The 7,412-nt window shown below is 42.4% G+C and carries 6 protein-coding genes and 1 pseudogene; 5 read left to right on the top strand and 2 right to left on the bottom strand.

The window, feature by feature from the left end:
• The first annotated feature begins 44 nt into the window (after positions 1-44).
• The 5 genes and pseudogenes from pgl to ACJHV0_RS09795 all read left to right on the top strand — a co-directional run bounded on the left by pgl (position 45) and on the right by ACJHV0_RS09795 (position 4,081).
• The gene (pgl, locus tag ACJHV0_RS09815) at positions 45-743 is read left to right on the top strand and encodes a 6-phosphogluconolactonase (RefSeq protein WP_483134078.1); all 699 of its coding nucleotides are present in this window, start codon (positions 45-47) and stop codon (positions 741-743) included.
• Positions 744-757: 14 nt separating this feature from the next.
• Positions 758-1,104: pseudogene (locus ACJHV0_RS09810) on the top strand (avidin-fold protein).
• Entirely contained in the window at positions 1,104-1,793 is a 690-nt protein-coding gene (locus ACJHV0_RS09805; protein ID WP_483134077.1) for an aspartate/glutamate racemase family protein, read from the top strand. The pseudogene ACJHV0_RS09810 and the gene ACJHV0_RS09805 overlap by 1 nt, the downstream one beginning before the upstream one ends.
• Positions 1,794-1,900: 107 nt before the next feature.
• Positions 1,901-3,355, top strand: a complete 1,455-nt coding sequence (gnd, locus tag ACJHV0_RS09800) for a decarboxylating NADP(+)-dependent phosphogluconate dehydrogenase (protein ID WP_334228780.1) — start codon at positions 1,901-1,903, stop codon at positions 3,353-3,355.
• 132 nt (positions 3,356-3,487) lie between these two features.
• Positions 3,488-4,081: an SGNH/GDSL hydrolase family protein gene (locus ACJHV0_RS09795; RefSeq protein WP_463626341.1), complete on the top strand. Its 594-nt coding sequence runs from the start codon at positions 3,488-3,490 to the stop codon at positions 4,079-4,081.
• 68 nt (positions 4,082-4,149) lie between these two features.
• On the opposite strand, the gene ACJHV0_RS09790 is transcribed toward ACJHV0_RS09795, so the two are convergent.
• Both ACJHV0_RS09790 and ACJHV0_RS09785 read right to left on the bottom strand, forming a co-directional pair.
• Positions 4,150-7,014, bottom strand: coding sequence for a valine--tRNA ligase (locus ACJHV0_RS09790; RefSeq protein WP_483134076.1), 2,865 nt, complete (start codon positions 7,012-7,014; stop codon positions 4,150-4,152).
• A gap of 28 nt (positions 7,015-7,042) precedes the next feature.
• A partial coding sequence (locus tag ACJHV0_RS09785; RefSeq protein WP_483134075.1) for a hypothetical protein occupies positions 7,043-7,412 on the bottom strand: 370 nt, incomplete at its 5' end.

Genomic DNA, 7,412 nt, shown 5'->3' with positions numbered 1-7,412 from the left:
AGTTCCCCTCTTTTCTAAAGAGGGGTGTTATAACAAGGCAAATTATGAATAAAGTTATTTTCCCAACCGCCCAAGCAGCAGTAGAGCAAATCGCAGCAGAATTTAAAACCTACAGCGAACAAAATCGCCCAGTACATATTTCGCTTTCCGGTGGTTCAACGCCGAAATTATTGTTTAAAACGTTAGCTCAAGCCCCATTTAACACCGAAATTCAGTGGCAAAATCTCCATTTTTGGTGGGGGGATGATCGTATGGTTTCCCCAACCGATCCGGAAAGTAACTACGGAGAAGTACAAAAATTACTGTTCGATCACATCACGATCCCAGCGGAAAATATCCACCGTATTCGTGGCGAGGAAAATGTCGAACAAGAACTTGCAAGATTTTCACAAGAATTAACCGCTTGCGTGCCAAACCTTGAATTTGACTGGATTATTTTAGGAATGGGAACAGACGGACACACCGCTTCACTTTTCCCACACCAAACCGATTTTGACGATCAAAATGTCGCAGTCATTGCTAAACATCCTGAAACGGGGCAAGTGCGTATTTCTAAAACAGCAAGTTTAATTGAAAAAGCAAAACGCATTACTTATTTAGTAACAGGTGCAGCAAAAGCAGAAATTTTAAAAGAAATCCAAACCACACCTGCAGAAAACCTACCTTACCCAGCAGCAAAAATTAAAGCAAAAAATGGCGTAACGGAGTGGGTTTTGGATAGTGATGCGGCTAAATATCTTTAGCGGAAGTTTTAGTGATGTTTAACCTTAATAACAAAATCTTTACTGCCGTGCAAAATAGTGAAAGTGGTGAAGTGAGTAATCAAACACGTTTTCATTATTTTCAACAAGACAAAATGATCTGGGCGGAGTATCAAGGCGGTGAGATTTTAAAAGGATTTTTAATTGGTAAATGGATTTCAGATTGTCAAATTGAGTTTAGCTACCAACATTTAATCAGAGATTGGAAAATCGTCTTGGGCGTTGTGTAACTACATTTTCGGTAGATAATGGAAAATTAGTTGGGCGTGAGCGTTGGCAATGGCTTGACTCATTAGAAACAGGGCAATCCCAAATTATTGAGATGAATAGAGAAGACATTTAATGAAAACACTTGGCATTTTAGGTGGGATGAGTGCAGAAAGCACGGTATCTTATTATTTGAATATTAACCGTGCAGTAAATCAAGCATTGGGTGGAAATTCCAGTGCAAAAATTTTTATCTCAAGTGTGAATTTTGAAGAAATTGTTCAACACCAAAAACAGGGAAACTGGCAGCGTGCAGGCGAAATTTTGGCAGAACAAGCGAAGTTATTAGAACAAGCTGGTGCAGATGGAATTTTGCTCGCCACCAATACAATGCACAAAGTAGCAAATCAGATTACCGATAATATTTCTGTTCCGTTTCTGCATATTTTAGATTGCGTTGCAGATAGCATTCAAGCAAAAGGATTGAGCAAAGTCGCTCTACTTGGCACACAGTTTACAATGAGCGATAATTTTTATCGTGATGGTTTACTTGAGCGTGGTATTACGCCTATTGTGCCAGATGAAAGCACACAAAAAGAAATTCATCGGATAATTTTTGATGAATTATGCTTGGGAAAAATTGAGCAAAACTCGAAAGATCTCTATCTCAAAACTATTAAAGATTTAGCAGCACTAGGAGCTGAAGGCGTAATTTTAGGCTGTACTGAAATCGGTTTGTTAATTCAGCAATCAGACAGTGAATTACCGTTTTTCGACACGGCAGAATTGCATAGCCAAATGGCGGTAGAGTTTGTTTTAGGCTAAATAAACAATAGATTTAATATTTACAAGCGGTCAAATTTATAAAATTTTTTGCAAAATCTTCATAAAATCCGACCGCTTACCGAATTAAAAAACAACAGGAGCAAACAATGTCAGTAAAAGGCGATATCGGCGTTATCGGTTTAGCGGTAATGGGTCAAAACTTAATTTTAAATATGAATGATCACGGCTTTAAAGTGGTGGCGTATAACCGCACCACGTCAAAAGTTGATGAGTTTTTAGCAGGTCCTGCAAAAGACACTAATATTATTGGGGCTTACTCTTTAGAAGATTTAGCCGCTAAATTGGAAAAACCACGCCGTGTGATGTTAATGGTGCGTGCGGGCGATGTAGTGGATCAATTTATTGATGCGTTAGTGCCACATTTGGAAGAGGGCGACATCATTATTGATGGCGGTAACTCAAACTATCCGGATACTAACCGCCGAGTGCAGTCATTAGCAGAAAAAGGCATTCGTTTTATCGGTTCGGGCGTTTCAGGTGGTGAAGAAGGTGCAAGACACGGACCATCCATTATGCCGGGCGGTGATGAATCTGCGTGGCAATATGTAAAACCAATTTTCCAAGCCATTTCTGCAAAAACCGAACAAGGTGAGCCTTGTTGTGATTGGGTGGGGCGTGATGGTGCAGGTCATTTCGTGAAAATGGTTCACAACGGGATCGAATATGGCGATATGCAGTTAATCTGTGAAGCTTACCAATTCTTAAAAGATGGTTTAGGCTTAAGCTACGATGAAATGCACGAAATCTTCAAAGAGTGGCAAAATACCGAATTGGATAGCTATTTGGTCGATATTACGACTGAAATTCTTGCTTATAAAGATGAAGATGGTGAGCCATTAGTTGAGAAAATTCTTGATACCGCAGGGCAGAAAGGTACAGGTAAATGGACGGGTATCAATGCTTTAGATTTCGGTATTCCATTAACACTAATTACTGAATCGGTATTTGCTCGTTGTGTGTCTGCATTTAAAGATCAACGTGTTGCGGCATCAAGACTGTTCAACAAAGAAATCGGTAAAGTTGAAGGTGATAAAAAAGTGTGGGTGGAGGCAGTTCGCCGTGCATTATTAGCTTCAAAAATCATCTCTTATGCACAAGGCTTTATGTTGATTCGTGAAGCATCTGAAAACTTTGGCTGGAACATCAACTATGGTGCAACCGCACTTTTATGGCGTGAAGGTTGTATTATCCGCAGCCGTTTCTTAGGCAACATTCGTGATGCGTATGAAGCAAACCCATACTTAGTATTCTTAGGTTCAGATCCATACTTTAAAGAGATTTTAGAAAACTGCTTAGCCGATTGGCGTAAAGTGGTGGCGAAATCAATTGAGATTGGTTTACCAGTGCCTTGTATGTCGTCAGCAATTACGTTCTTAGATGGCTATACTTCGGAGCGTTTACCGGCTAATTTATTACAAGCACAACGTGATTACTTCGGGGCTCACACTTACGAGCGTACCGACAAACCACGCGGTGAGTTCTTCCACACTAACTGGACAGGTCGTGGCGGTAATACTGCCTCAACCACTTATGATGTGTAATTAATTTTCCAAGCCACTTAATACATTTAAGTGGCTTTTTTATATCAAATTTTCGTCAATAGTTCTTGGAGTAAATATTTCCAAAGGTGTATAATAATGGAGCGATATTTCATTACTATATAAGGAGAATCTATGCTAACAGATCAAGATATTTTTAACCGCTATCAAACCAAAGAAGCGGAGTTTAAAAAACAGGCGGATATCAGCCTTATCGGTCATTCACTGTTCGATATGTGGGGTGATATGGAACAAGGTACGCCAAGTTTGGCAGGGCAAAGTGTGGCGAATTTAGGTTTATCTGGCACCAGCACTCGCCAATATTTAGATGTGATTATTAAGCCAAATCGTATTCAATATGTAGGCAAAAACGTTTTTATTTTCTTAGGTGTGAACGACATCGTGAAAGAGCCTGACTATTCCCCAAAACAAGTATTGGATTGGATTGAGGAAATTGTGGCAAGCCTAAAAGCTATTTCGCCGGATTCCCGTTATTTCTTGTTAGAGGCGACCCCGGTCAATAACATCGCTACTACCGATAATCCGCCAATTAAAGAAATGAACGCCTATTTTGAGGCAAACTGCCCATCTTATCTCACTTATGTGAAAACCTGGACGCATTTTGAAAATGAAGAAGGCAAACTTGACCTGAGCTTATGCCACGACGGCTTGCACTTTACTCAGGCGGGATATGATCGCTTAAAAGCGATTTTGGAAGCTAATTTATAGTTTTTACTAAAAGATCAAGCGGTCAGATTCTTGTAAAATTTTACAAAATTCCGACCGCTTGTTTTCAATTATAGTGCTTCAATCTCTTGATATTGCACCTGCAATTTCTCCAATCCACTGAGATACTCCTGCATTTTTTCACGCTCTTTGGCGATAACTTGCTCTGGGGCTTTTGCCACAAAGGCTTCGTTGGAGAGTTTACCTTCGATGCGAGCGACCTCATTTTTGAGCTTGTCCATCTCTTTGGTTAAACGGGATAACTCGGCTTCTTTATTGATAAAGCCTGCCATTGGGATCAAGATCTCGCCATTTGCTACCAATTTCGCCACAGATAGCGGTGCGTTTTCGCCAGTTTCCAGCACTTTCATGCTATCGAGTTTTGCCATTGATTTGAGTAACACTTCGTTCGCATTCAAGATTGCGACCTCGTCCGCTGAGAAGTTACGGGCGATCAGGTCTAAGCCTTTGCTTGGGGCGATGTTGCTTTCCGCACGAATGTTACGCACCGCCACAATCACTTCTTTAATAAAGTTGATTTGGTTTTCGGCTTGTTCGTCCACGGCAGCTGGGTCAAATTGCGGGAATTTTTGCAACATAATAGTATCCGCTTCAATACCCACAAAGCCTTTTACTTTCTGCCAGATTTCTTCGGTGATAAACGGCATTACTGGGTGGATTAAACGCAGTAATTTTTCCAACACATTCACCAATGTGCGACTTGCCCCACGGCGTTGTGCGTCTGTGCCTTTGAAGAAGATCGGTTTGGTCAGCTCTAAATACCAGTCGCAGAATTGATCCCAAGTAAATTCGTAAATCGCATTTGCCACGAGGTCGAAACGGTATTGGCTGAGTGCGGTGCGGAAAGTTTCCACCGTGCGGTTGAATTGGCTCTCAATCCAACGATCCGCCAGGCTATATTCCACTTCGCCTTCGCTTAAATCGAGTTTGTCGTTAGTCAGCACATAACGGCTCGCATTCCACAATTTGTTGCAGAAGTTGCGGTAGCCTTCTAGGCGTTTCATATCCCAGTTGATGTCTCGACCGTTGCTCGCAAGTGCGGTTAAAGTGAAACGCAGGGCGTCTGTACCGTGTGCTACGATGCCTTCACTGAATTCTTTACGGGTCGCTTTGGCGATTTTCTCGGCAAGTTGTGGCTGCATCATATTGCCAGTGCGTTTTTCCAACAGATCGTCAAGGCTGATACCGTCAATCATATCAATCGGGTCAAGTACGTTACCTTTCGATTTGGACATTTTCTGCCCTTGCTCGTCACGGATTAAGCCCGTTACATACACGGTTTTGAACGGCACTTGCGGTTTGCCATTTTCATCTTTGATGAAGTGCATCGTGAACATAATCATACGAGCCACCCAGAAGAAGATGATGTCAAAGCCCGTGATTAACACATCGGTCGGGTGGAACATTTTCAGTTCTTTGGTCTGTTCCGGCCAGCCGAGTGTCGAGAACGTCCATAAGCCTGATGAGAACCAGGTATCCAACACGTCTTCGTCTTGTTTTAACGCTACGTCTAAATTTAAGTTATATTTTGACCGCACTTCCGCTTCATCACGAGCGACATACACATTGCCTTGCTCGTCATACCACGCTGGGATACGGTGTCCCCACCAAAGTTGGCGAGAGATACACCAGTCTTGAATATCACGCATCCAAGAGAAGTAGAGATTTTCGTACTGTTTCGGCACGAATTGGATTTCGCCGTCTTCCACCGCTTTGGTTGCCACTTCCGCCAAAGGCTTAACCGAAACGTACCATTGGTCGGTTAGCATTGGCTCAATCGGCACGCCACCACGGTCGCCATAAGGCACTTTTAAGTCGTGCGGTTTGATTTGGTCTAATAAGCCCAACGCTTCAAAATCGGCTACGATTTTCTTACGAGCCACAAAACGCTCTAAGCCTTGATAGTCAGCCGGAATTGGGGCTGCATAGCCGGCAAGCGGTTTGCCGTCTGTGCCGATAATTTCTGCTTCCGCACGAATATCGGCGTTCAAGGTCAGGATATTGACCATCGGTAAGCCGTGGCGTTTGCCCACTTCGTAGTCGTTGAAATCGTGTGCTGGGGTAATTTTCACCACGCCCGTACCGAACTCACGATCCACATACTCATCAGCAATAATCGGGATTTCACGGTTAGCAAGCGGTAGCACGACCGTTTTGCCAATCAGCGATTGATAACGCTCATCTTCGGGGTGAACCGCAACCGCCGTATCGCCCAACATTGTTTCAGGACGAGTGGTCGCCACCACCAAATAATCTAAGCCATCCGCAGTTTTCGCCCCGTTGGCAAGTGGATAGCGGAAATGCCAGAGCGAGCTTTTGCTCTCTTTATTTTCCACTTCCAAATCAGAAATAGCGGTGTGCAGTTTCGGATCCCAGTTTACCAAGCGTTTGCCACGGTAAATCAAGCCCTCTTCGTGTAAGCGAACGAACACCTCTTTCACCGCATTAGACAAGCCCTCGTCCATCGTAAAACGCTCACGATCCCAGTCAATCGAGTTGCCCAAGCGACGCATTTGCTGGCTGATGGTACCGCCCGAATAGGCTTTCCAATCCCAGATTTTGTTGATAAACGCCTCACGACCATAATCATGGCGGGTTTTACCCTCTTCAGCTGCGATTTTTCGCTCCACCACCATTTGGGTCGCAATCCCTGCGTGGTCAGTGCCAGCTTGCCAAAGGGTATTGTTGCCTTCCATACGGTTGAAACGGATTAAGGTATCCATCAACGTCTGTTGGAACGCGTGCCCCATATGCAACGAGCCGGTTACATTCGGCGGCGGAATGGCGATACAGTAGCTTGGTGCATTAATATCTTCGCTCGGTTTGAAATAGCCTTGCGATTCCCAGTGTTGGTAGAGGGCTTGCTCTACGGCGGAAGGGTTAAAACGATCTTCCATTGTGAATTGTTTTGTCATTGGTTTTCTCTTTTTAAATTTAACTTTTTTAATATGAGTAAGGAATAATTGAAACTGCTATAAATTTATTCTCTAAATTAAAATTTGGTTCAACTAAACAACCCCATAATCGTATATCACTATTTATATCGAAATCTTCGAAATATAATGTACTAGCTCTACTCCATACGTCAGACTTAGATTCATTGGCAAATAATAATAAGCAATGAGAATAGTTGCGATGATTATCTTTGACTGAATTTATAACATTGTCAATATTATCTGTTTCTAAACTACTTTTTATATGTAGAGTTGATACTCCGCTACAAATCAAAAAATCAGCAATATCGTAAAAATCTGCTCTTGTACATAAGAAATGAGAAGATGAAAATAGTAAAATTAACCATTTTATATATTCT

It is taken from the genome of Mannheimia sp., assembly GCF_056854775.1.
This window is presented reverse-complemented; position numbering and strand designations above follow the sequence as displayed.